Source organism: Halomonas elongata (assembly GCF_029081005.1).
Taxonomy (GTDB): domain Bacteria; phylum Pseudomonadota; class Gammaproteobacteria; order Pseudomonadales; family Halomonadaceae; genus Halomonas; species Halomonas elongata_B.
The window spans coordinates 1-21,674 of the sequence record NZ_JAJQTQ010000030.1; the positions used below are offsets into that span (position 1 = coordinate 1).

Here is a 21,674-nt window from a genome sequence, read left to right on the forward strand (position 1 = left end):
CGAGCTTCGAGCTTCGAGCTTCGAGCTTCGAGCTTCGAGCTTCGAGCTTCGAGCTTCGAGCTTCGAGCTTCGAGCTTTAGACTTCGAGTGGCAGGCGACGAGCCGCGAGTAATGAAGTGCTCGCGGCTCGGGGCTCGCGGCTCGAGACCCACGGAGTGGAATGATGCGCTATATCAGTACCCGCGGGCAGGCGCCCGCGCTGTCCTTCGAGGAGGTCGTGCTGACCGGTATGGCCAGCGACGGCGGGCTTTACGTGCCCGAGACGGTTCCCCAGCTCAGCCATGAGGAACTGGCCGACATGGCCGGGTGTTCCTATGCCGAGATCGCCTTTCGGGTGATGAAGCCGTATGTGGGCGGCGAGATCGACGACGACACCTTCCGCGGTATCGTTCGCGATGCCTACGCGACCTTCAGTCACGATGCCGTGGTGCCGCTCAATCAGCTCGACGCCAATCACTATCTGCTCGAGCTGTTCCATGGCCCGACGCTGGCCTTCAAGGATGTGGCCCTGCAGCTGCTCGGGCGGCTGCTGGATCACTTCCTTGCCAAGCGCGGCGAGCGGGCGGTGATCATGGGCGCGACCTCCGGCGATACCGGCTCGGCGGCCATCGAGGGGTGCCGTCATTGCGACAACCTGGACATTTTCATCCTGCACCCTCACGAGCGGGTCTCCGAGGTGCAGCGACGCCAGATGACCACCGTGCTGGCCAACAACGTCTTCAACGTGGCCATCGAGGGCAACTTCGACGACGCTCAGGCGATGGTCAAGGCCAGCTTCGCCGATCAGACGTTCCTGAATGGCACCCGTCTGGTGGCGGTGAACTCGATCAACTGGGCGCGCATCATGGCCCAGGTCGTCTACTACGTGGCTTCCGCCGTGGCGCTGGGTGCGCCGCACCGCAAGGTCAGTTTCTGCGTGCCGTCGGCCAACTTCGGCAACGTCTTCGCCGGCTACATGGCCTACCGCATGGGGCTGCCGGTCGAACGCTTCGTGATCGCCACCAACGCCAACGACATCCTGCATCGCACCCTGGCCGACAACGACTTCTCCAAGCAGGCGTTGATCGCGACCCTGGCGCCGTCCATGGACATCGTGGTGTCGTCCAACTTCGAACGCCTGCTGTTCGAGGCCTACCAGCGTGATGGTGCCGCCGTGGCCGAGCTGCTCGAGCGCTTCCAGGATGAGCCCTCGGCGCTGGCCGAGGCACCGCTGGCCCGGTTGCGCGAGATGTTTGCCAGCCACAGCATCGACGACGCCACCATCCTGGAGGTGATCCGCGAGGCGCATCACCGCACCCAGGAGATCCTCGATCCGCATACCGCCACCGGCTATCGCGCCGCCGAGCGCGAGCGCGGCGACGAGAGCGTACCGATGATCACCCTGGCGACGGCTCACCCGGCGAAATTCGCCGAGGCGGTGGTCAAGGCCGGCTTCCCCGGCGTGCCCTTGCCGCCGCACATGGATGACCTGCTGGAGCGCGAGGAGCGTTATACGGTATTGCCGGCGGAGCTTGCCGCGGTGCAGCGGTTCGTTGCCGAGAATCGTCGCTGAAGAGGTCTGATCTCCTGTGGTTCCCGATAGGCCGGCTCCAAGAGCTCATGGCCGTTATGGGGCGGGAGTCGCGCGAGGCTGAACCGTCGACAGGTCTGCGAGGGGGCGCTGTGAACCCTTCCCTGGGCGCTACCGATGCCATCCATGGCATCGGACCCCCTCTTCGACCTGTCCCCGGCGCCTCTCGCTAGGTTTGTGCGAAAAGTCGGTGAGCGCAGACAGTTTTCGTACAGAGCCTGGGCCTGTTCCTGCGGGCTTTCATACTTCCTCTCCCCTTGCGGGCGACGAGCGCAGCAATAGACCAGTGTTTCCCCTGATTAGAGGAGCCAGGCGTGAACGCCCCTGTCGATCTGCATGAATCCCTCAAGCCGCGTATTCTGCCGCGCCCGCGGGATGCCTCCGTAGAGCAGCGCGCCCTGGTCGAGGGACTGACGCCGCTGCAGGCACGGATTCTGGCCGGGCGGCTCGGTGGCTACGAGGGCGAACTGGCGCCGCTGGTGACGCCGAGCCTGCGTCACCTGGCGCATCCCGAACGCCTCCAGGACGCGCGCCGCGCTGCCGAGCGTATCGCCCGGGCGGTGACCGAGGGCGAGCATATCGGCATCCTCACCGACTATGACGTCGACGGCATCACCTCCCATGTGGTGATACGGCGGACCTTGAACGAGCTGTTCGGCGTCCCCGAGAGTCGCCTGCACAGTTTGATCGGCCACCGGATTCACGATGGCTACGGCATCAGCCTGCCACTGGTGGAACGCACCCTGTCGCTCTCGCCGCGTCCGAGCCTGGTCATCACCGCCGATTGCGGCAGCAGCGACGAGCCGCGTATCGCCAGGCTCCGCGAGGCCGGTATCGACGTGGTGGTCAGCGATCACCACGCCCTGCCGACGGAGGGGCCGCCGGCCTCGGCCTTCGCCACCGTCAATCCCACCCGCGACGACTGTACCTATCCCGACCCGACCATCGCCGGTTGCATGGTGGCCTGGCTGGTCATGTCGCTGACCCGCAGCGTATTGATCGAATGGGGGGTGCTCGAATCGGCCACCCCCAAACTGTCACCCTGGCTCTCCTATGTGGCCCTGGGCACGGTGGCGGATTGCGTCTCGCTGGGCGGCAGTGCGTCCAATCGTGCCGTGGTCGCCCATGGCCTGACGCTGATCAATCGGATGGAAGCGGCCTGCTGGCGGACCATGGCCCAGCGGCTGGGGGCCGACAGCGTGCCCTTCGACGCCGAGACCCTGGCCTTTCAGATGGGCCCGCGGATCAACGCCCGTTCCCGCCTGGATGATCCCTATGCGGCGCTGCATTTCATGCTGGCGGCGGATGACGCCACGGCGGCGGGCCACCTGGAAACGCTGGATCAGGACAATCAGTCGCGCAAGGCCATCGAGGCGGAGATGACCGAGCGTGCCCGTGGCCTGGCCATGGCCGAGCTGGAGGCCGGCGCACCGCTACTGGTGGTGCTTCTCGAGGATGGCCATCCAGGGGTTCAGGGCATCGTCGCCTCGCGGCTGGTGCAGGCCTTCGGGCGGCCCGCCCTGGTGCTGACCCCGGCCGCGCAGCCCGGCATGCTCACCGGTTCCGGACGTTCCATCGAGGCCCTGCACCTGCGCGATGCCCTGCAGCGTGCCTTCGAGCTGGCGCCGGCATCGCTGCCGCGTTTCGGCGGGCACCGAGGGGCCGCCGGCGTCGGGGTGCCCCGTGAGGCCTTCGACGACTTCCGCCAGGCGTTGCTCCAGGCGGTCGGCGAGCAGCTCGGCGATACGGAGCTGGGGCCACGCGTCTTTACCGACGGTGAACTCGAGGCCGATCAACTGGGCCTGGAAACGCTCGATGAACTGGAAGCACTCGGTCCCTATGGCCGCGAGTTCGATGCCCCGCTTTTCGAAGGCGTGCTGCGGGTGGAGAGCCTGCGTACGGTGGGCGCCGATGGCAGCCACCTGATGCTCGAGCTGTCCAGTGGCGCCATCAGCGTCAGGGCGATCTGGTTTCGCGCCCTGACACCGGGCGAGGTGCCGGCCTTCGATGCCGGCGACCTGTTGCGTTGTGCCTACAAGCTCAATCGCAATCGCTGGCGGGGACGGGAGTCGTTGCAGTTGATCATCGAGCATGCTGAACCCACCTGAGGAAACACTGATTTATTACTACGCTCGACGACCCATATGGATGTGGGAAGTGCGAAGGCCCGTAGGGAACGGGCCTAGCCATCTTGGCTGCCGGCGGTACTCAATATCCTCATTTACTGGCGTGTAAAAACTCCGGTATCTCCGTTCCGGCAGCAGCCAATCTATCTTCGCTCGCGACATAAATCAGCGCTTCCTTAAATGGAAAGAGGGGCAATAGAGCTCGGCATTCCGCCTGTTGCGTCTTCTTCAAAACGCGCAGCGTCGTACTTACCTCTTCTCTCTTCCCTCTTCTTTCAGTAATTCGGCCAGACGCCGGGGGTGGCCAGCTCCAGCAGGTGGCCGTCCGGGTCGCGGAAATAGAGGCTCTCTCCGCCTCGGGGCCAGTGGGTACGCCCCTCGATCTCGACGCCATGGCTCATCAGGCGGCGTTCCCATTCCGCCAGGGCCTCGGCGCCGATGGCGAAGGCCATGTGCGTGCGACCGGTGCCGTCGTGGGGCGGGATGGTGCCCATCTCGTCGGGCAGCACCACGGTGTCACGCGTCGCCCCTTCGAGAAACAGCAACAGGACGGTATTGCCGCCGGCGTCGTAGGCGGTGAATCGCTGGTCGGCGGTGAAGGCCGACAGGCCCATTACCTCCTCGAAGAAGGTCCGGGCCCGGACCATGTCGGTGACATACAGGGCCGTTTCCAGTACGCCGTCGAGTCTGGGCATGGCATTGCCTCCTGCTGATCTTTCGTACTTGCCAGCCTAGCAGTCCCCGGGCTCAATCCAGCCAGAACCACCAGACGATCAAGGCGATCAGGCCCAGTCCGATGAGGTTGATGATCCAGCTCATGATGTCGTCTCCCGGGCATCGGTGGCGTCGTGCGGCGTGAACAGGCGCAGTCGGCTGGCATTGCCGACCACGGTGATCGACGACAGCGACATGGCGGCGCCGGCGATCATCGGTGACAGCAGGGTGCCGGTGAGCGGATAGAGCACGCCGGCGGCGACGGGAATGCCGAGCAGGTTGTAGCCGAAGGCGCCCATCAGATTCTGGCGGATGTTGCGCAGGGTGGCGCGGCTGATCTCGATGGCGGCGACCACGCCGTGCAGCGAGTCGCGCATCAGCGTGATGCCGGCGCTCTCGATGGCCACGTCGGTGCCCTGACCGATGGCGAAACCGACATCCGCCAGCGCCAGGGCCGGCGCATCGTTGATGCCGTCGCCGACCATGCCCACCACCTCGCCGTCGCCTTGCAAGCGCTGGATCTCGGCATGCTTGTCCTCGGGCAGCAGGTCGGCGCGGAAGTCATCGATGCCGACCTCCCGGGCGATGGCTTCGGCGGTATGGGCATTGTCGCCGGTGAGCATGACTACCTTGAGGCCGTCGGCGCGCAGCCGCTGGATCGCCGCCACGCTATCGTCGCGCAGTGGGTCGCTGATGCCGAAGACGGCAGAGAGGCGGCCATCGACGGCCAGGTGGACGACGCTGCGGGCCTGACGCTGCAGGCGTTCGGCGATGTCCTGGCCGGCCTCGAGCGAGACTCCCTGGTCCTGCAGCAGTCGGGCATTGCCCAGCAGCAGCTCGCTGCCTTCCGCGGTGCGCGCCGTGACGCCGCCTCCCGTCACCGACTGGAAGTCGTGAATGTCGGCGGCCGCGACATTTGCCTGTTCGGTGTAGGCCAGCAGGGCGCTGGCCAGGGGGTGTTCGGAGCCACGCTCCAGGGCGGCCACCAGGGCAAGTGTCCCCTCGCGGTCACCCTCGAGGATCTCGGCTTCGGTGACCCTCGGCTTGCCTTCGGTCAGGGTGCCGGTCTTGTCGACCACCAAGGTGGTCAGGCGGCTGGCGGTCTGCAGCGCCTCGCCGGTTCTGACCAGCACACCGTGTTCGGCGGCCTTGCCCACGCCGACCATGGTGGAGATCGGCGTCGCCAGCCCCAAGGCGCAGGGGCAGGCGATGATCAGCACCGTGGTGGCGGTGACCAGCATGTGGATGACCCGGGGTTCGGCGCCGAGGTTGAACCAGACCAGGGCGGTGATCACGGCAACGATCATCACCGCGGGGACGAAGATGCTGGAGATGCGGTCGGCGAGCTGGCCGATGGGCGGCCGTGAATTCTGGGCGCTGGCCACCTGCTCGGTGATGCGGCCGAGTCGAGTATCGGCACCGACCCGGGTGGCACGGTAGACCAGCCCTCCCTTGCCGTTGACGGTGCCGGCGCTCAGCTCGTCGCCGACCGACTTGGCGACCGGCAGCGGCTCCCCGGTCAGCATGGATTCGTCGACATGGCTGGACCCTTCGAGCACGTCACCGTCTACCGGCAGACGCTCGCCAGGGCGCACGCGCAGGTGATCTCCCTCGCGTACCGCATCGATATCGATCTCGCGTTCCTCGCCGCCGCGGATTACCCGCGCGGTTCGGCTCTGCAGGTCGAGCAGGCGTCGCAGTGCCTCGCTGGTACGCCCACGAGCGCGCAGTTCCAGGGCATTGCCCAGCAGGACCAGGCCGATGACCATCGCCGAGGCTTCGAAATAGATACCACGTGCGGCCTCCGGCAGAGCGCCGGCGAAGGCCACCACCGCCATGGAGTAGAGCCAGGCGGTCCCGGTGCCCATGGCGATCAGAGTATCCATGTTGGCCTGGCGATGGCGCAGGTTCTTCCAGGCATTGAGGAAGAAGTGGCGCCCGGGGAACACCATCACGGCCAGCGTCAGCAGTCCGACCACCAGCCAGTAGAGACGGCCGGCGCCGATCGGCTGGGGATGAAAGGCGAACATGCTGGCCATCAGCGGCACGGCCAGCGCCAGGGACCAGGCCGCGCCCCGCATCAGACGGCGGTATTCGGTGCCCTCTCGTTCGGCGCGGGTCCGTTCGGCCTCGCGCATGTCGAGCACGGGTTCGGCGCCATAACCGACGCTTTCCACGGCACCGACCAGGTCATCGAAATCGGCGTCGCCCCGTACCTGGGCCGTATGAGTGCCGAAGTTGACGCTGGCCTCGGCGATACCCGGGACGCCTTCCAGTGCCCCCTGGACGGTGCGCACGCAACTGGCACAGGTCATGCCGGAAATCGACAATCGCCGGGTGCCGCCGGCGCCCGATGATGGCTCGCGCGATGGCACCTCGGAAGCCGGGGAATCGGTCGCCGTCATGCCTTCGTCGTCGTCGGAGCCGGGGGGGTAGCCGGCTTCGCTCAGGGTCGCATCCAGCGCCTCGCCGTCCAGAGAGGTGGTGACTGTCAGGCGCTTGTCGGCGGGCTCGCCGGCCACCTCGGCCTCGGCGTCATGGGCCTGGATGGCGCGTCGCATGCGGCCGACGCAGCCCTGGCAGCTCATGTCGGGAACCAGACGCTCGTATCGAGTGTTCATGAAGAGGCCTCCTGCCGGGGTGGGGTGGGGGCGTCGTCGGGCGCGAGCGACTCGGGGAAGCTTTCGATCAGCCGGCACAGGCTATGGCCGTCGGGGGTGCCATCGGGCATGTCCGACCAGGCCGACAGAGCCTGCTCCATGCGCGACGCCAGCGCCTCGAGCTCATGGATGCGGGCGCGGATCTCCGGGAGGCGTTCGGCCATCAGGTCGCGTACCAGCGGGCAGGGCGAGTCGCCATGATCGGCATGTTCGAGGATCTGGCGGATCTCGGCCACGCTGAAGCCGAGCGTCCGGGCCCGCTGGATGAAGCGCAGGCGCTCCAGGTCGGTGCCATCGTAGCGCTGGTAACCGTTGTCGGGGTTGCGCTCGGGCGCGAGCAACCCTTCGCGGGTGTAATGACGCACGGTTTCGGCGGTGACGCCGGTTCGACGTGCGAGTTCACTGACTTTCATGGTGCCCTCGTCGGGGTGATGACGTTGGCAACAGTGTAAAACCCTTGTGTTACACAAAGGTCAAGCCAGGATCCCGAGCGGACAGGGTGCTTTCAGAGAGTAGTATGTAACCGGTTGAAAAATAGAGAAGTCAAACGGTCGTGTGACTAAAGTATGAGCATGTTTTGCGTTAAAACGAACGTTTGGACTTGATCGTCGGGATGGGTTTCGCAAACACTGAAGCCACGTGACCGCCCCGTGGTTAGCGAGACAACAATCACCCATCACGACTAGGGATGTCTGCTCATGCAAAACAAGCTCAACAAGCTCACCGTCGCCGTGACCCTGGCGTCCGCCGTGCTGGCGTCCAGCCAGGTCGCCGCGTCGGGTTTCCAGGTTCGTGAACAGAGCGCCAAGGCGCTGGCCAACGCCATGGCCGGGGCGGCGGCCGGTGCCGAAGATGTCAGCTTCATGACCTATAACCCGGCGGCCATCGGTAACGTCGAAGGGACCCAGGTAGCCGGCGGCATTTCCTATATCGATGCCAGCTTCGAACTGACCGATGCCTCGGCGAGCCCCGCTGGAATGCCTGTGAGCTATGATCGTGGCGGCTCTCGCGAGGGGGGCGAGGAGGCCTGGGTGCCGAGCTTCGCCTTCAAGACTCGGCTGAGCGACCAGTTCGATTTCGGTCTCTCGGTCTCGGCACCGTATGGCCTCTCGACGGAGTACGACAAGGACTGGATCGGCCGTTATCATGCCGTCGAGACCGACCTGCAGACCATCGATATCCAGCCGACGCTGAACTATCGCGCCACCGATCGCCTCGACCTCGCCGTCGGGGTTCGAGCCCAGTATGCCGATGCCACCCTGTCCAATGCCATTGACCTCGGTGGCATGGGCGTCCGTGCCGGCCAGTTGCCGCCCTCGGCGATCGGCAATGCCGATGGCATGGCCGAGGTGACCGGCGATGACTGGGGCTACGGCTACACCCTGGGGGCGCTGTTCCAGGCCACCGATCGTACCCGCCTGGGGATCAGCTATCGCTCCGAAGTGGATCTGACGCTGGATGGTGACGTCAATTACAGCGCCGACAACGCCACCGGGCAGCAGGTGCTGGCGGGTGCCCAGGCCATGGGGCAATTGCAGGACGCCGGCGGCAAGGCGGATCTGACCACGCCGGCCAACCTCAACTTCGGGGTCTATCATCAGTTGACCGACCGCTTCGCCCTGATGGCCAACGCCGAATGGACCGAGTGGAGCAGTTTCGATGAGCTGGTCGTCGAATCGGGCGGTCAGGATTTGAGCACCACGTCGGAAAACTGGGACGACACCTGGGCCTTCTCGGTGGGGGCCAACTATCAGCTCAACCCACAGTGGATGCTGCGTGCGGGCCTGGGGATCGACGAGTCGCCAGTGCCGGACAGCGAGCATCGCACGCCGCGCGTGCCGGATGCCGATCGTCGCTGGGCGACGCTTGGCGCGACCTGGATGCCGACGCCTGATCTGGGCGTGACGGCCGGCTACATGCGGGTGTTCGGTGACGATGGCGACATCGACCAGTCCGGTGCCAAGCCCGAGAACGCCAGTCGCGGCGACCTGTCCGGGACCTATGAAGTCGATGCCAACGTCTTCGCCCTCTCGGTGGATTACCGCTTCTGACGCCGACTTCGCGCGACCTTCGCGCCTCGTGAACACGACAGGACCCGGCTGAGGCCGGGTCCTGTCGTATCGTTTCCCGCTCCAGGCAGGGCCGGAGCGGGCCGGTCGTCAGGCGGCGTCGTCGACGAAGGCCGCCCGCATCAGCTCTCGGGTATAGGCGTCGCGCGGGTTGGCGAAGATATTTTCGGTTGGGCCTTGTTCGACGACCTCGCCCGATTTCATCACCATCACGGTGTCGGCCAGGGCGCGAACCACCGCGAGATCGTGGCTGATGAACAGGTAGGTCAGGCCGTACTTCGCCTGGAGGTCGCGCAGCAGCTCGATCACCGTGACCTGCACCGAACGGTCGAGCGCCGAGGTCGGTTCGTCGAGCAGCAGGAACTCCGGCTTGAGCACCAGGGCGCGGGCGATGGCGATGCGCTGTCGCTGGCCGCCGGAGAACTCGTGGGGGTAGCGATTGCGCATCGCCGGGTCGAGCGCCACTTCCTGGAGGGCTTCGATGACCCGGCGTTCGCGTTGGCGCCGGTCGAGGACCGGCTGATGGACGCGCAGCCCTTCGCTGATGACTTCGCCGACGGTCAGGCGCGGGGAGAGCGAGCCGAAGGGGTCCTGGAAGACGACCTGCAGGCGCGAGCGCAGCGGGCGCATGCCCGCGCCATCCAGGGCGGTGAGGTCGCTGTCGTCGAAACGGATATCGCCACTGCTCTTGAGCAGGCGCAGCAAGGCGCGCCCCAGTGTCGACTTGCCGGATCCCGACTCGCCGACCACCCCGACGGTCTGGCCGCGCCGGATGGTCAGGTCGATGCCGCGTACCGCCTCAAAGTACTGGCTGGGGCGGAGCAGACGCTTCTTGAGGGCGAAGCGCACGCGAAGATCCCGCGCCTCCAGCAGGACCGGCGCGCTGTCCTCGACCGGCGATTTGCCGCCGCGGGGATCGGCATCGATCAGCATGCGCGTGTAGTCGTGTCGGGGATTGGTGAAGACCTCGGCGGTATCGCCGCGTTCCACCATCTCGCCGCGGCGCATGACGCAGACCCGGTCGGCGAAGTGCCGCACGATGCCCAGGTCATGGGTGATGAACAGGATCGCCATGCCATAGCGGGCCTGCAGCGACTTGAGCAGTTGCAGTATCTGTGCCTGGACCGTGACATCCAGGGCCGTGGTGGGCTCGTCGGCGATCAGCAGCTCCGGCTCGCAGGCCAGCGCCATGGCGATCATCACCCGCTGGCGCTGGCCGCCGGAAAGTTCGTGGGGATAGCTGTCGATGCGCCGCTCGGGCTCGGGGATGCCGACCTGCTCCAGCAGTTCGAGGGCATGGGTCCTGGCCTTGCGCCCCTTGGCCTTGTTGTGCCGGGTCAGGACCTCGATGATCTGGGCGCCGATCCGATGCAGCGGATTGAGCGAGGTCATCGGCTCCTGGAAGATCATCGAGATGGCATTGCCGCGGATGCGTCGCATGCGCCGCGGGGTGGCGGCGAGCAGGTCCTCGCCATGGAAACGGATCGCGCCGCGGGCCTGGGCCAGGTCGGGCAGCAGGCGCATGGCGGCAGTGGAGGAAACCGACTTGCCGGAGCCGGATTCGCCGACCAGGGCCACCGTCTCGCCGGCCCGGATATCGAAGCTCACTCCCTTGACCGCCGGGACGGTGCCGTCGGGGAGCTGGAAGTCGACGCTCAGATTGTCGATCTCGAGCAGGGTGTCGCTCATGGCGTCCTCCTAGCGGGTCTTGGGATCCAGGGCGTCGCGCAATCCATCGCCCAGGAAGTTGAGACAGAACAGCGTCGCCGCCAGGAATACCGAGGGCACCAGCAGCATCCAGGGCGCGCTCTGCATCATGTCGGTGCCTTCCGAGATCAATACCCCCCAACTGGTCAGCGGTTCCTGCACGCCGAGGCCGAGGAACGACAGGAAACTCTCGAGCAGGATGACCTTGGGCACCGTGAGAGTGACATAGACGATCACCGGACCGATGGCATTGGGGATCAGGTGGCGGGTGACGATTCTTGAGTCGCGCACGCCCAGGGCGTGGGCCGCCTCGATGAACTCGCGTTGCTTGAGCGCCAGGGTCTGACCGCGCACGATGCGCGCCATGTCCAGCCACTCCACGGCACCGATGGCGGCGTAGATCAGCAGAATGTTGCGGCCGAACACCACCATCAGCAGGATCACCAGGAACATGAAGGGCAGCGAGTACATGATGTCGACGAAGCGCATCATGACGTTGTCCACCCGGCCGCCGAGATAGCCGGAGATGGCGCCGTAGAGCACGCCGATCACCAGGCTGACGAGGCTCGCCACCAGTGCCACCGACAGCGATACCCGGCCGCCGTACAGGGTGCGGGTGAGCAGGTCGCGGCCATTGGCGTCGGTGCCGAGGAAGTGACCGCCCTCGAGGCTCGGCGAGGCGGTGAAGGCGTTCCAGTCGACTTCCGACAGTCCCCAGGGCAGGACATAGGGACCGAACAGGCACGTCAGGGTGATCACGATCAGCATCACCAGGCTGACCATGGCTGCGCGATTCTGCTTGAGCCGCCGCCAGGCATCACGCGTCAGACTCTCGCCGGCGGCCGGCGCCGCGTCCGGACCGAGGTCATCGGCCGTGGCGTGGCGGTCGCCGTCGTAGGAAAGGGGGTCAGTGGTCATGGCTATCCGCTCCCTGCGGGTCAGTCGTCATGGCGGATCTGCGGATCCAGCGCGGAGTAGATCAGGTCGACGAGCAGGTTCATCAGCACGATCAGGGCGCCGTAGAACACCACCGTGCCCATCACCAGGGTGTAGTCGCGGTTGAGCGCGCCCTGCACGAAGTAGCGACCGATGCCGGGAATGCCGAAGATCTGCTCGATCACCACCGAGCCGGTGATGATCCCGGCGACGGCCGGGCCGAGGTAGGACGTTACCGGCAGCAACGCCGGACGCAGGGCGTGGCGCCAGATGACCTGGGACTCGGCCAGTCCCTTGGCCCGGGCCGTGCGGATGTAGTGACTGCCCAGCACCTCGATCATGCTGGCGCGCATCATCCTCGCGATGTAGGCGACCTGCTGGATCGACAGGGCGGCGACCGGCAGCACCAGGTTGGGCAGGGCACCACCGTTCCAGCCGCCGGCCGGCAGCCAGGCCAGCAGCACGCCGAACACCAGCGCCAGGATCGGGGCGATGACGAAGTTGGGAATCGCGATGCCGGCCAGGGCTGTGCCCATCACCAGGTAATCGATGGTCGAGTTGCGCTTCAGTGCGGCGATCACGCCCAGCGGCAGGCCGAGCAACAGGGCCAGCAGGATCGCCAGCCCGCCGATCTCCAGGCTGACCGGGAAACCCTGCATGATCAGCTCGGTGACCGAGAAGTCCTTGTACTTGAAGGAAGGGCCGAAGTCGCCCTGCAGCAGGTTGCCCATGTAGCGCAGGTACTGCATCGGCAGGGGCTCGTCCAGATGATAGGCGGCCATCAGGTTGGCCTCGATCTCCGGCGGCAGGGCCCGCTCGCCGTCGAAGGGACCCCCGGGCGCGATGCGCATCAAGAAGAACGAGATGGTGATCACGATCAGCATCGTGGGAATGGCCTGCAGCAGCCGTTTCAGCGTATAGCTCAGCATGACGGCCTCCGGGGCATGGGCCGATGATATGGGATGGCAAGACGGAAAGTCACGGTGCTAGTCCTCGAGCTGGATGTAGCGCAGTGGGTGAATGTCGATGGCGCTGGTCTGCCATCCCTGGACCTCGGGAGTGACCAGGTTGAGCGCAGACATGACGGCAAGGCGCGCTCCGCAGGGGAGCGCGCCTTTCACAGCCGGAAAGTCACTGCTCGAACGAGATCCAGCGTGAGGGATGATCGTCCTCGACGTTGTCTTCCCAGCCGGTGATGGCCGGGTTCACCAGGTTGCGCGACACGTAATAGAGCAGCGGCAGGACCGCGTAATCGTTCAGTGCCGTCTGTTCGGCCTGCTCGAGAAGGGTTTCGCGTTCGTCGGCGTCCAGAGTGCGGGCGGCCTGGTCCGTCAGATCGTCGAACTCGGCATTGGAGTAGGCGCCGTAGTTGTTGCCGACCCCGCTGTGCAGCAGGCTGAGGAAATTCTCGGCGTCGTTGTAGTCGGCGATCCAGCCGGCCCGGGCGATGTCGAAGTCACCCTCGGCGATGGTCTGGTAGTGCACCGTGGCTTCCGAATTGATCATCTCGATCTCGACGCCCAGCGGACGCCACATGGCGGCCAGGGCGACGGCGATCTTCTTGTGCTCGTCGTTGGTGTTGTAGCGCAGGCGAAGGTTCAGCGGGTTGTCGGGGCCATGGCCGGCCTCGGCGAGCAGTTGCCTGGCGCGTTCCATGCGCTCGTCCATGTCGCCTTCCTGCGGCATCTTCTGGACGTCGTAATGGTGGATGCCCTCGGGCACGAAGGAACGTGAAGGCAGGAAGGTGCCGCCCATGATCTGCTCGGAGAGCACCTTGCGGCGCACCACGAGACTGAGCGCCTTGCGGACCTTCGGATCGGCGGTCGGGTGGTCTTCGCGGTGGTTGAAGACGTAGTAGTAGCTGCCCAGGTAGGGCGCCATATGGGTGGCGTCGGGCAGTTCTTCCTGAAGCATGCCGTACATGCTGGAGGAGTACTCGCGCATGATGTCCAGCTCGCCGGAGCGGAAGCGCGAGACGCCGGCGTTGCGATCCTCGACCGTGTAGTAGTTGACCTCGTCCAGCGCGACCTCGTCGGCATCGTAGTACTCGGGGTTGCGGCTCACGGTGATACGCGACTGCGAGATCCACTCCTCGGGCGTGAAGGCCCCGTTGGTGACGATGTTGTCCAGTTTTACCCAGTCCTTCCCGTATTCCTCGATGGCGTGCTTGGGGGCCGGATAGGCGGTGTAGTGGGTCAGCAACTGGATGAAGTAGGGCGTGGGCGCCGTGAGCTCGACCTGGAAGGTACGGCCGTCGTCGAGGGAGGCCACGCCCAGGGCATCCAGGGACTTCTCGCCGGTGTTGACCGCTTCGGCGCCTACCACGGGATAGAGCATGTAGGCGTACTTGGAGGCATTCTGCGGGTCGAGCAGATGTTGCCATCCGAACACGAAGTCCTCGGCAGTGACTGGTTCACCATCGGACCAGGCGGCGTCTTCGCGCAGGTGGAAGGTGTAGGTCCTGCCGTCGTCGGAGACGTCCCAGGACGTCGCCATGCCGGGCAGCACCTCGCCGTCCGGGGACTTCTTGACCAGGCCCTCGTAGACGTCCATCAGGACCTGGGACTCCCAGATACCGCCGGCTACCTGAGACGTATCGAAGGAGGCGAGTTCACCGGTGACGCCCATGTCGAGGGTCTGTGCTGCCACGGGTGACGCCAGCAGGGCAGAAGCGAGCGCGATGGCGCCCGCCAGGGGGGTACGATTCTGAGTCATGGATCTCTTCCCTGACGTTGTTGTTGTCGGTCGGCATGGTGCTTCGATGCCATCCTTCCTGACCTTCGTGCGGCTCAGAAGAGAAGTCCATGTGAAATTTCACATGGCGTATTACATATCATGCATGAGCCCGATACGGCGCCGGTCGAACGGAGGGAGACCTGGCTTGCCGATGGATCGGCTCCGAGCGATGCCCTCATCTGCCAGCGTCCCGGGGAGAGTCCGGGACGGGATGACGCTGTGCGGGCATTTGGCTACAATGCCTCTCTTTTCCCTGCCGCCGGGACACGTCCGGCGGACATTTCACTGCGGAATCAGGCGAACGCCATGCAGGAAGTCAATCCCATCAACCACCTCATCAAGGACCTGTCTGAGCGGACAGATGTCCTGAGGGGGTATCTTTGACTATGCCGAGAAGAAGGAACGGCTAGAGGAAGTCACTCGCGAGCTCGAGGATCCCGACGTCTGGAGCGACCCGGACCATGCCCAGAAACTGGGCAAGGAACGGGCGACCCTGGAGATGGTGGTCGAGACCATCGACACGCTGGAACGCGGCCTGAACGACAGCCGTGACCTGCTCGAGCTGGCCGAGATGGAAGAAGATACGGATACCGTCGACGAGGTGAGCCGGGAGCTGGAGAACCTCCAGGCCAATCTCGAGAAACTCGAGTTCCGGCGCATGTTCGCCGGCGAGATGGATCCCAACAACGCCTATCTGGACATTCAGGCGGGGTCGGGCGGCACCGAGGCCCAGGACTGGGCCAACATGCTGCTGCGCATGTACCTGCGCTGGGCCGAGCATCATGGCTTCAAGGCCGATCTCATCGAATTGTCCGCCGGCGACGTGGCGGGCATCAAGTCGGCCACGGTGCATCTGCAGGGCGAATATGCCTTCGGCTGGCTGCGCACCGAGACCGGTGTGCATCGGCTGGTGCGCAAGAGCCCCTTCGACTCCGGTGGGCGGCGGCATACCTCCTTCGCCTCGGTATTTCTGTCGCCGGAAGTCGATGACAGCTTCGAGGTCGAGATCAACCCGTCGGATCTGCGCGTCGACACCTATCGTTCCAGTGGCGCCGGCGGTCAGCACGTCAACACCACCGACTCGGCGGTGCGGATCACCCACGAGCCGACCGGCATCGTGGTGGCCTGTCAGAGCCAGCGCAGCCAGCACGCCAACCGCGACTTCGCCATGAAACAGCTCAGGGCGAAGCTGTGGGAACACGAGATGGACAAGCGCAATGCCGCCAAGCAGGCCGCCGAAGATTCCAAGGCCGATATCGGCTGGGGCAGCCAGATCCGTTCCTACGTGCTGGATGACCAGCGCATCAAGGACCTGCGTACCGGTGTCCAGTCGAGCAGCTGCGAGAAGGTGCTGGACGGGGACCTGGATCAGTACATCATCGCCAGTTTGAAGCAGGGGCTCTGAAGCGCCGCGAGCCCTGGGAAGCGAGCTACGAGAAGCGAATCGCGAGAAACGAGATGCGAAACCCGAAAACCCAGCTCGTAGCTCGAAGCCCGTCGCTCGCAACCCGAAGCCCGAAGTCCACTCTTACAGGTAGCAATATGGCCCACCAGGACAATTCGCAAGCCCCTGCGGGGACCCAGGACGAGAACCACCTGATCGCGGAGCGACGGTCCAAGCTGGCCACGCGCCGCGAGCGTGCCGCCGCCGATGGTGGCAGTGCCTTCCCCAATGACTTCCGTCGCGACAGCGTCGCCGCCGAGCTGCAGGCCGAGCTGGGCGACAAGGACAAGGCCGAGCTCGAGTCGTTGGGACGTCCGGCCGCCGTGTCGGGGCGAATCCTGCGCAAGCGCGGGCCCTTCATCGTCATCCAGGACGCCTCCGGCCAGATCCAGCTCTACGTCGACAAGAAGGGGCTGCCCGCCGAGGTTCTCGAGGACATCAAGGGGTGGGACATCGGCGATATCGTGGCCGGTCGGGGGCCAGTGCACAAGTCGGGCAAGGGCGATCTCTACGTGATGATGGAAGAGGCGCGCCTGCTGACCAAGAGCCTGCGGCCGCTGCCCGACAAGTTCCATGGCTTGACCGACATGGAAGCCCGCTATCGCCAGCGTTATGTGGACCTGATCATGAATCCCGATTCGCGTCGGGTCTTCGAGGCGCGCGCCGGGGTGATCAGCGCCATGCGTCGCTTCTTCGAGGAGCATGGCTTCATGGAGGTCGAGACGCCGATGCTGCAGCCGATCCCCGGCGGCGCGACAGCCCGGCCCTTCATCACCCATCACAATGCGCTGGACATCGACATGTACCTGCGTGTCGCCCCGGAGCTCTATCTCAAGCGGCTGGTGGTGGGGGGCTTCGAGAAGGTCTTCGAGATCAACCGCAATTTCCGCAACGAGGGGTTGTCCACGCGCCACAATCCCGAGTTCACCATGGTCGAGTACTACCAGGCCTATGCGGACTACCAGGACCTCATGGACTTCACGGAGGCCATGCTGCGCACCGTGACCCGGGAAGTGCTGGGTGACACCTGTGTGGTCAGCAATGTGCGTGACGCCGAGGGCGAGGTGCTCGAAACCGTCGAATACGACTTCGGCAAGCCGTTCGAGCGCCTCAGCGTGTTCGACGCCATCCTGGCCTACAATCCGGAGATCACTGCCGAAGCACTGGCCGACGAGGCCGCGGCGCGGCAGATCGCCGAGCGCCTGGATATCGATGTCAAGGATGGCTGGGGGCTCGGCAAGGTCCAGATCGAAATCTTCGAGAAGACCGTCGAACATCGCCTGCAACAGCCGACCTTCATCATCGACTATCCCACCGAGGTCAGTCCGCTGGCGCGTCGCAAGGATGCCGATCCCTTCGTCACCGAACGCTTCGAGTTCTTCGTCGGCGGCCGCGAACTGGCCAACGGCTTCTCCGAGCTCAACGATGCCGAAGACCAGGCCGAGCGCTTCGCCGCCCAGGCTGCCGAGAAGGACGCCGGCGACGACGAGGCCATGTACTACGACGCCGATTATATACGTGCTCTGGAGTATGGCTTGCCGCCCACGGCGGGCGAGGGCATCGGTATCGACCGGCTGGTGATGCTGCTCACCGACAGTGCCTCGATCCGGGATGTGTTGTTGTTCCCGGCCATGCGCCCTGAAGTGGAATAAGGCGCTGCGCGTCGGCCAGGCGGCGTTGCGCGGGGACTCGCTTTGCTCATGTACAACACGGGGGTGTTGTTATTCCCGGTTATGCGGCCGGAGGTGGACTGACAGGGCTGTAGAGAGGCGACAATCGGGGCTGATCCGTCGACAAGCCTGCGAGGAGGCGCTGTGAATACCTCCTTGTACGCTACCGACGCCTTCCGTGGCGTCGGACCTCCTCTTCGGCTTGTCCCCGGCGCCCCTCGCTCCTTTCTTGGATCGCGAGAGGTAATGTTGGTAACGAGCGCCCCTGGCGCCCATAATGGCAGCGTTTCGACGTCGAGGAGACCGTGATGAAACTGCTCAACCGCTCCGCCCTGAGTGTCAGGCCGACCCAACCTTTCGTCGACTGGATCAACGCCCTGGAGCCCACTGTGGGCGACGACGACCTGGCCCTGGAGGATGTCGAACGGGAAAGTACCGTCTATCTGATCCCGGAGATGGACACGCCCGAAAATCTCGAGGCCTTCGTGCGCGAACGGTATCTCGAGATCCTCGAGACCGAGCTGCGTGCCTGGGAAGAGGACGAGCGCCAATGGCCCGAGACGCTCGACTGGTCGCTCTTCCAGCGCTTCCTGTGCATCGAGCACAGCTACCTGGCCATCGACCTCGACGACGAGGCGGCGCTGGAGATCGCCGAGGTGGATGATTCGATGCTGCTGGAAACCGATCAGGACTGAGCTCTTGACGAAAAGTGTCTGCTTTCGCCAACTTTTCGTTCAAGACCGATGGGCGGTATGCAAAGTGTTTCCCCAGGTGATTTATCCAGCGCTCTCCCTGGGAAGAAGGTGTCCTTTGCAGAACCCTCTGAGCTCGTGACGAAAAGCGTCTGCTCTCGCCGACTTTTTGAACAAGACTGACGGACGGTATGCAACGTGCCGGCCCCGGCCGTCGAGTCTTGTCCCGAGCAGCCCCCGGGCGTATCGCTTCCTGCGTTAGCCCTGCCCCGACGCCGGTGTTTCCGTGGAATGGATCCCGATTCATGAGTCGACTCTTCGCGACCCGAGAGGGTGACGATGGTCTGCCCGGCCCCGAGCGCCGGCTTGCCGTGCTGGCGCTGATCTTCGGCACCACCATGGCGGTGGTGGACGCCACCATGATCAACCTGGCGTTGCCTTCCATCGCCGCCGACCTCGACGTGGCGCCGGCCAGCGCCGTCTGGGTCATCAATATCTTCCAGGTGGTCTGTGCCGCCTTCCTGCTGGTGTTTTCCGGACTGAGCGAGATCATCGGTCGGCGTCGCCTCTATGTCGCGGGGCTGTCGCTGTTTGCGGCGTCGGCGGCGGGCAGCGCCTTGTCGCGCGACCTGGACACCCTGCTGGTGTTTCGGGCCCTGCAGGGTCTGGGGGCTGCGGCGACGCTGTCGATCGGGCCATCGCTTTATCGCACCATCTTTCCGTCGCGGCTGCTGGGCAGTGCCCTGGGGTTGAGTTCCCTGGTGGTGGCCACCGGTTATACGGCGGGGCCGGCGATCGGAGGTCTGGTGCTTTCCGTGGCCGACTGGCCCTGGCTGTTTGCCCTGCCGGTGCCAATCGGCGTCGTCGCCGTGACCCTGGCCTGGCGTGCCTTGCCCCGAGAGCCGGGGCGGCGAGGAGGCTTCGATGCGGCGGGGGCCGGCTGTTCGATCCTCACGCTCGGCGCCCTCTTCCTGGCCATGGATGGGGTGGGGCACCAGACGCCTGTCGGGCAATCCCTGGGCTGGTTGTCGTTGAGTCTGATGGCCGGCGGGCTTTTCCTGTGGCGTCAGCGGCGCGCTCTGCATCCGTTGTTGCCGCTGGCGCTGTTCCACCAGCGTCGCTTCAGTCTGGCGGTATCGGCCTCGGGGCTCGCCTTCGTCGGCCAGGGGCTGGCCTTCGTGGCCCTGTCGTTTCTCTATCAGCAGGGCATGGGCTTCTCGCCCCTGGAGACGGCCTGGCTGTTCACTCCCTGGCCGCTGGCGATCATGGTAGCGGGGCCTCTGGCGGGACGCCTCGCCGACAGGGTCAACCCCAGTCTGCTGTCCTGCCTGGGCCTGGTGGTGCTGATCGCCGGAATGGTCGCGCTGGCCGGCCTCGAAGCCGATGCCGGCGTGGCCGACTGCCTGTGGCGAACGGCGCTGTGCGGGCTCGGCTTCGGTATCTTCCAGCCTCCCAACAATCGTGAGCTGATGGCCAGTGTGCCGGCCGAGCGCAGCGCCAATGCCTCCGGCGTGATGAGCACCACCCGTACCGTGGGGCAGGCCATGGGGGTGGCCCTGGTCGGCGCCTGCCTGTCGATCGGTGCGCCGGTCCAGATGGCGCTCTGGGGAGGCGCGGTGGCCGGGGGGCTGGCGTTGCTGGCGAGTCTCGGCCGGGTGTCCCGGGCCGGCGAAGCAGCGCGCATACGTCGTCGTGTTGCCAGCGAACGCGTACAATGATGGCGACATTCACCATCGGGGAGCCGACATGAGCACCCAGTCGACCATCGAGAAAAAGCTCCAGGCCCTCGAGCCCACCTTCCTGACGGTGGAGAACGAGAGCCATATGCACAATGTGCCGCCGAATGCCGAGACCCACTTCAAGGTGACCCTGGTCTCGTCGCGTTTCGAGGGCATGATGCCGGTGAAACGACACCAGCAGATCTATGCGCTGCTGGCCGATGAACTGGCCGGCCCCGTGCATGCCCTGGCGCTGCACCCCTATACCCCGAAAGAATGGCAGTCGCGGGGCGAGGGGCGTCCGGATTCGCCGAACTGCCGGGGCGGCGGCGCCTCGTGACCACAGAGCCGCATCGGCTGCAATACCTGGAGGCCATGGGGCTGACGGCCTGGGTGGCGCGCTATCGCCTGCCCAATGCCCGACCGAGCGAGGCCTGTGAGTGGGACCTGCCGTCGGAGGCCGATGCGCGTTCCCGCGCCCCTGGCGAGCGTCTGCATGCCCTGCTGGAGGATGCCGCCGAGGCACCGTCGGCCGAGCCCTCGGCGCAGGAGTCGACGGCCCGGCCGCCATCAGGGCCAGGCAAGGCTCGTGCCCTGTTGGGAGGGCTGGTGCCGGCGGAAACGACTGTTTCTCCCGAGACACCGCCTCCTGCTCCATCGGTTGGCACGGAAGCCGAGCCGGCCGCCGAGGCGTTGTGTTTCACCTGGCAGGTGACCTGCCTGGATGGGCGCTGGCTGCTGGTGCTGCCCCGCGATACCGGACCCAGTGACATGGAATACCGCCTGCTCGGCAACCTGTTGCGGGCAGCCGGCGTGGTTCCCGCTCGGCCGCCGAGCTTCGAGACCTTCCGTTGGCCACAGCTCGAGGGAGTCGCGGTCGAGTCACCGCTGGAAGAAGCTCGGGAGGGGCTGCGGGCCTTCCTGAGCGGTCGACGGCAGCGTGGCTGGGTACCGGAACGACTGCTGGTGTTCGGCGATGACGCAGTTCTGAATGACTTGCTGGAGCTCGACGAGGGGCACAGTGGCCTGCTGTCGATGCCCGTGTGGCAGGGGCCCGATCCGAAGGATCTTGCGGATGGCGCCGAGGCCAAGCGGGCGCTATGGCCCCGCATGCAGGACTGGGAGCGTGACTGGCGTGTCGGCGACGAAGAGACGCGAAGCGATGTCTGATCCTTCTCCGGTACCCCTGGGGCGCTCGTCCCTGGCGGCGCTGGTCGAGCTGGAGCGTGTGTCCCAGCCCTATCCCTTGTCGGCGGCTCAGTTGAAGGCGGCACTGACGGATGATGCCGATGTGGTGTTGGGGCTCGAGGAAGAGGGCGGGCTGATCGGCCATGCCATCCTCTCGCGTCAGCCCTTCGATGCCGAGCTCCAGGCCATTCTGGTGGCGCCTCATCAGCGTCGACGCGGCCTGGGGGTGGCGTTGATGGAGGCGGTGATCGCCCAGGCGCGAGTCTGGAAGAGCGAGCGGCTGCTGCTGGAAGTCAGGGCGGCCAATGCGCCGGCGATCACGCTCTACCGACGCATGGGGTTTGCCGAGGATGGGCGCCGTCGTGACTACTATCCGTCACTGGACGGCGCCGGGCGGGAGGACGCCTTGCTGATGTCATGCCGCTTGAGTGGGGCGTGATACGG

General features: G+C 65.5%; 17 protein-coding genes. 10 read left to right on the forward strand and 7 right to left on the reverse strand.

Annotated features, from left to right (window positions below; translation table 11 throughout):
* The first annotated feature begins 163 nt into the window (after nucleotides 1–163).
* Both thrC and recJ read left to right on the forward strand, forming a co-directional pair.
* Nucleotides 164–1,552 (forward strand): threonine synthase, encoded by a 1,389-nt coding sequence (gene thrC, locus LU493_RS16775; RefSeq protein ID WP_275288952.1) that lies wholly within the window; start codon nucleotides 164–166, stop codon nucleotides 1,550–1,552.
* A gap of 332 nt (nucleotides 1,553–1,884) precedes the next feature.
* Nucleotides 1,885–3,678, forward strand: coding sequence for a single-stranded-DNA-specific exonuclease RecJ (recJ, locus tag LU493_RS16780; RefSeq protein ID WP_275288953.1), 1,794 nt, complete (start codon nucleotides 1,885–1,887; stop codon nucleotides 3,676–3,678).
* Nucleotides 3,679–3,971: 293 nt separating this feature from the next.
* Here the strand turns inward: recJ and LU493_RS16785 are convergent, their stop codons facing one another.
* From LU493_RS16785 to LU493_RS16795, 3 genes are all read right to left on the reverse strand, one after another.
* On the reverse strand, nucleotides 3,972–4,391 hold the full coding sequence (locus LU493_RS16785) for a VOC family protein (RefSeq protein WP_275288954.1): 420 nt from the start codon (nucleotides 4,389–4,391) through the stop codon (nucleotides 3,972–3,974).
* 120 nt (nucleotides 4,392–4,511) lie between these two features.
* On the reverse strand, nucleotides 4,512–7,031 hold the full coding sequence (locus tag LU493_RS16790; RefSeq protein WP_275288955.1) for a heavy metal translocating P-type ATPase: 2,520 nt from the start codon (nucleotides 7,029–7,031) through the stop codon (nucleotides 4,512–4,514).
* On the reverse strand, nucleotides 7,028–7,483 hold the full coding sequence (locus LU493_RS16795; RefSeq protein ID WP_275288956.1) for a MerR family transcriptional regulator: 456 nt from the start codon (nucleotides 7,481–7,483) through the stop codon (nucleotides 7,028–7,030). The genes LU493_RS16790 and LU493_RS16795 overlap by 4 nt, the downstream gene beginning before the upstream one ends.
* A gap of 285 nt (nucleotides 7,484–7,768) precedes the next feature.
* Between LU493_RS16795 and LU493_RS16800 the strand changes: the two genes are divergently transcribed.
* Nucleotides 7,769–9,121 carry an OmpP1/FadL family transporter gene (locus LU493_RS16800; RefSeq protein ID WP_275288957.1) on the forward strand — a complete coding sequence of 451 codons (1,353 nt, stop codon included), beginning with the start codon at nucleotides 7,769–7,771 and terminating at the stop codon, nucleotides 9,119–9,121.
* 108 nt (nucleotides 9,122–9,229) lie between these two features.
* Here the strand turns inward: LU493_RS16800 and LU493_RS16805 are convergent, their stop codons facing one another.
* From LU493_RS16805 to LU493_RS16820, 4 genes are all read right to left on the reverse strand, one after another.
* Nucleotides 9,230–10,828: an ABC transporter ATP-binding protein gene (locus tag LU493_RS16805; RefSeq protein ID WP_275288958.1), complete on the reverse strand. Its 1,599-nt coding sequence runs from the start codon at nucleotides 10,826–10,828 to the stop codon at nucleotides 9,230–9,232.
* A 9-nt stretch (nucleotides 10,829–10,837) separates the two neighbouring features.
* The gene (locus LU493_RS16810) at nucleotides 10,838–11,764 is read right to left on the reverse strand and encodes an ABC transporter permease (RefSeq protein WP_275288959.1); all 927 of its coding nucleotides are present in this window, start codon (nucleotides 11,762–11,764) and stop codon (nucleotides 10,838–10,840) included.
* A 20-nt stretch (nucleotides 11,765–11,784) separates the two neighbouring features.
* Entirely contained in the window at nucleotides 11,785–12,711 is a 927-nt protein-coding gene (gene oppB / locus LU493_RS16815) for an oligopeptide ABC transporter permease OppB (protein WP_275288960.1), read from the reverse strand.
* Nucleotides 12,712–12,913: 202 nt separating this feature from the next.
* Entirely contained in the window at nucleotides 12,914–14,497 is a 1,584-nt protein-coding gene (locus LU493_RS16820; protein WP_275288961.1) for a peptide ABC transporter substrate-binding protein, read from the reverse strand.
* Nucleotides 14,498–14,824: 327 nt separating this feature from the next.
* Between LU493_RS16820 and prfB the strand changes: the two genes are divergently transcribed.
* The 7 genes from prfB (at nucleotide 14,825) to rimI (ending at nucleotide 21,669) form a co-directional block, all read left to right on the forward strand.
* Nucleotides 14,825–15,923 (forward strand): peptide chain release factor 2 gene (prfB, locus tag LU493_RS16825; RefSeq protein WP_275288962.1). Its coding sequence is split into 2 segments (ribosomal slippage): nucleotides 14,825–14,899 and nucleotides 14,901–15,923, totalling 1,098 coding nucleotides; the frame shifts between segments, so codons are not numbered across the junction.
* A gap of 137 nt (nucleotides 15,924–16,060) precedes the next feature.
* A complete protein-coding gene (lysS, locus tag LU493_RS16830) occupies nucleotides 16,061–17,614 on the forward strand; it encodes a lysine--tRNA ligase (protein ID WP_275288963.1) in 1,554 nt (517 codons plus the stop codon).
* 326 nt (nucleotides 17,615–17,940) lie between these two features.
* The gene (locus LU493_RS16835) at nucleotides 17,941–18,327 is read left to right on the forward strand and encodes a hypothetical protein (RefSeq protein WP_275288964.1); all 387 of its coding nucleotides are present in this window, start codon (nucleotides 17,941–17,943) and stop codon (nucleotides 18,325–18,327) included.
* Nucleotides 18,328–18,629: 302 nt separating this feature from the next.
* Nucleotides 18,630–20,042, forward strand: coding sequence for an MFS transporter (locus tag LU493_RS16840; RefSeq protein ID WP_275288965.1), 1,413 nt, complete (start codon nucleotides 18,630–18,632; stop codon nucleotides 20,040–20,042).
* A gap of 28 nt (nucleotides 20,043–20,070) precedes the next feature.
* Nucleotides 20,071–20,382, forward strand: coding sequence for a BolA family protein (locus LU493_RS16845; RefSeq protein ID WP_275288966.1), 312 nt, complete (start codon nucleotides 20,071–20,073; stop codon nucleotides 20,380–20,382).
* On the forward strand, nucleotides 20,379–21,212 hold the full coding sequence (locus LU493_RS16850; RefSeq protein WP_275288967.1) for a hypothetical protein: 834 nt from the start codon (nucleotides 20,379–20,381) through the stop codon (nucleotides 21,210–21,212). The genes LU493_RS16845 and LU493_RS16850 overlap by 4 nt, the downstream gene beginning before the upstream one ends.
* Complete coding sequence (gene rimI, locus LU493_RS16855) at nucleotides 21,205–21,669, forward strand: ribosomal protein S18-alanine N-acetyltransferase (RefSeq protein WP_275288968.1); 465 nt, start codon at nucleotides 21,205–21,207, stop codon at nucleotides 21,667–21,669. Before LU493_RS16850 ends, rimI begins: the two co-directional genes overlap by 8 nt.
* The last annotated feature ends 5 nt before the right edge of the window (nucleotides 21,670–21,674 follow it).